This window comes from Variovorax sp. PDC80 (assembly GCF_900115375.1).
Lineage (GTDB): Bacteria > Pseudomonadota > Gammaproteobacteria > Burkholderiales > Burkholderiaceae_C > Variovorax.
This window is the reverse complement of the sequence record NZ_FOWG01000033.1, coordinates 1-2,874: the sequence shown is the minus strand read 5'-3', so window position 1 is coordinate 2,874 and position 2,874 is coordinate 1. Positions and strand designations below refer to the sequence as shown.

2 protein-coding genes and 2 pseudogenes are annotated in these 2,874 nt (G+C 64.4%); all 4 read left to right on the top strand.

The features are described from left to right. A pseudogene (locus tag BM109_RS40515) lies at positions 1-186 on the top strand (ABC transporter ATP-binding protein); the annotation flags it as partial. A gap of 76 nt (positions 187-262) precedes the next feature. Next, positions 263-1,459 (top strand): ABC transporter substrate-binding protein, encoded by a 1,197-nt coding sequence (locus BM109_RS40510; protein ID WP_093356156.1) that lies wholly within the window; start codon positions 263-265, stop codon positions 1,457-1,459. A gap of 56 nt (positions 1,460-1,515) precedes the next feature. Next, positions 1,516-2,712 carry an ABC transporter substrate-binding protein gene (locus tag BM109_RS40505; RefSeq protein ID WP_093356153.1) on the top strand — a complete coding sequence of 399 codons (1,197 nt, stop codon included), beginning with the start codon at positions 1,516-1,518 and terminating at the stop codon, positions 2,710-2,712. A gap of 45 nt (positions 2,713-2,757) precedes the next feature. Next, positions 2,758-2,874: pseudogene (locus BM109_RS41080) on the top strand (branched-chain amino acid ABC transporter permease); the annotation flags it as partial.

The following is a 2,874-nucleotide window of genomic DNA, read 5'->3' as shown; positions in this document are numbered from 1 at the left end:
GCGCGAATGATCACGACCTTGCGTTCCAAGGGCTACACCATCGTGATGGTGGAGCAGAACTTCCGCTTCGCGGCGCCGCTGGCCGATCGCTTCTATGTGATGGAGCACGGCCGCATCGTCGAGAAATTCGGCGCCGCGGAACTCGAAGCCAAGATGCCGGTGCTCAACGAGCTGCTGGGCGTCTGAACCTTTTTCCCCTCCCGTCCACAAGACCCCGACGTTCCCGTCCTCATCTCACAAAGATTCTTTCAGGAGACTTCGCATGCAAAAGAAACTCGGCCTCATCGCTGGTGCCATCGCCGTCCTCGCCCTCGCAGCCACCGGCGCGCAGGCCCAGGAAAAGGTCAAGATCGGCTTCGTCACCGACCTGTCGAGCCTGTACGCCGACCTCGAAGGCAAGGGTGGCGCCACCGCCATCCAGATGGCCATCGACGACTTCGGCGGCAAGGTGCTGGGCCAGCCGATCGAGCTGCTGACGGCCGACCACCAGAACAAGGCCGACATCGCCGCCTCGAAGGCGCGCGAATGGATCGACACCGCCGGCGTGACCATGGTCTTCGGCGGCACCAACTCGGGCGTGGCGCTGGCCACGGCCAAGGTGGCCGAGGAGAAGAAGCGCGTGTACTTCAACAACGGCGCGGGCAGCTCGGTGCTGACCAACGAGCAGTGCAGCCCCTACACCATCCACTACGCCTACGACACGGTCGCGCTGGCCAAGGGCACGGGCGCGGCGGTGGTCGATCGCGGCGGCAAGAGCTGGTTCTTCCTGACCGCCGACTACGCCTTCGGCCATGCGCTCGAAGCCGACACCACCAAGGTGGTGAAGGAGAAGGGCGGCTCGGTGGTGGGCTCGGTGCGCCATCCGCTCAACGCTTCGGACTTCTCGTCCTTCCTGCTGCAGGCGCAGAACTCCAAGGCGCAGATCCTGGGCCTGGCCAATGCCGGCGGCGACACGATCAACGCGATCAAGGCCGCGAAGGAATTCGGCATCAACAAGTCGATGAAGACCGCCGGCCTGCTGGTGTTCCTCAGCGACATCCACAGCCTGGGTCTCAAGAACACCGAAGGCCTGCTGCACACCACGAGCTGGTACTGGGACCTCAACGACGACACGCGCAAGTTCGCCAACCGCTTCTTCGAGAAGACCAAGCGCATGCCGACCGACGTGCAGGCCGCCGACTACTCGGCCACGATGACCTACCTGAAGGCCGTGGCCGCTGCCAAGACCACCGATTCCGACAAGGTGATGGCGCAGCTCAAGAGCATGAAGATCGACGACTTCTACGGCAAGGGCCAGATCCGCGCCGACGGCAGCTTCATCCACGACATGTACCTGGTGGAAGCGAAGTCGCCGGCCGAGTCGAAGAAGCCCTGGGACTACCTGAAGGTGCTCAAGACCCTGCCGGGCGACCAGGTCTTCACGACCAAGGCCGAAACCAAGTGCGCGCTCTGGAAGTGACGAGCGCCTGAGACCGCCCCGCCGAAGAACACGAGACCACCACGAGGATCACCACCATGAAACGCAGCGCCATCGCTTCCGCCTGTCTGCTCGCCACTGCCTTCGTGGCGGCGGGCGCCGCCCAGGCGCAGGACAAGGTCAAGATCGGTTTCGTCACCGACATGTCCAGTCTCTACGCCGACGTGGAGGGCAAGAATGGCGCGGTGGCGATCCAGATGGCCATCGACGACTTCGGCGGCAAGGTCAACGGCCTGCCGATCGAACTGCTGACCGCCGACCACCAGAACAAGGCCGACATCGCGGCCTCGAAGGCCCGCGAGTGGATCGACACGCAGGGCCTGACCATGCTGTTCGGCGGCACCAACTCGGGCACGGGTCTCGCGATGGCCAAGGTGGCGCAGGAGAAGAAGCGCGTGTTCGTGGTCAACGGCGCCGGCACCTCGGCGCTCACCAACGAGCAGTGCAGCCCCTACACCGTGCACTACGCCTACGACACCGTCGCGCTCGCCAAGGGCACCGGCGGCGCCGTGGTGGAGCAGGGCGGCAAGAACTGGTTCTTCCTGACCGCCGACTACGCCTTCGGCGCCGCGCTCGAGGCCGACACCGCGAAGGTGGTGAAGGAGAAGGGCGGCACCGTGGTGGGCGGCGTCAAGCATCCGCTCAATGCGTCCGACTTCTCGTCCTTCCTGCTGCAGGCGCAGAACTCCAAGGCGCAGATCCTGGGTCTTGCCAATGCTGGCGGCGACACCATCAACGCGATCAAGGCGGCCAAGGAATTCGGCATCACCAAGTCGATGAAGATGGCCGGCCTGCTGGTGTTCATCACCGACATCCACAGCCTGGGCCTGAAGAACACCGAGGGTCTGCTGCTCACCACCAGCTGGGACTGGAACCTCGACGAACGCACGCGCGCCTTCGGCCGCAAGTTCTTCGACAAGACCAAGCGCATGCCCACCGACATCCAGGCCGCCGACTACTCGGCCACCATGACCTACCTGAAGGCGGTGCAGGCGGCCAAGACCACCGATGCCGACAAGGTGATGGAGCAGATCAAGAAGATGCCCATCGACGACTTCTACGCGAAGGGCACAGTGCGTGCCGACGGCCGCTTCGTGCACGACATGTACCTGATGCAGGTCAAGGCGCCGTCCGAGTCGCGCCAGCCCTGGGACTACTACAAGGTCGTGGCCAAGCTGCCGGGCGACCAGGTCTTCACGACCAAGGCCGAGAGCAAGTGCGCGCTCTGGAAATGACCGACCCCCGCGGACCCGCTCGGGCCCGCGCCTGCTGAATCCCCTATGACCATTTCCCTTCCCGCCTTGTTGAGCCAGCTCCTCCTGGGGCTGGTCAACGGCTCCTTCTATGCCATCCTGAGCCTCGGGCTGGCCGTCATCTTCGGCCTGCTCAACGTCATC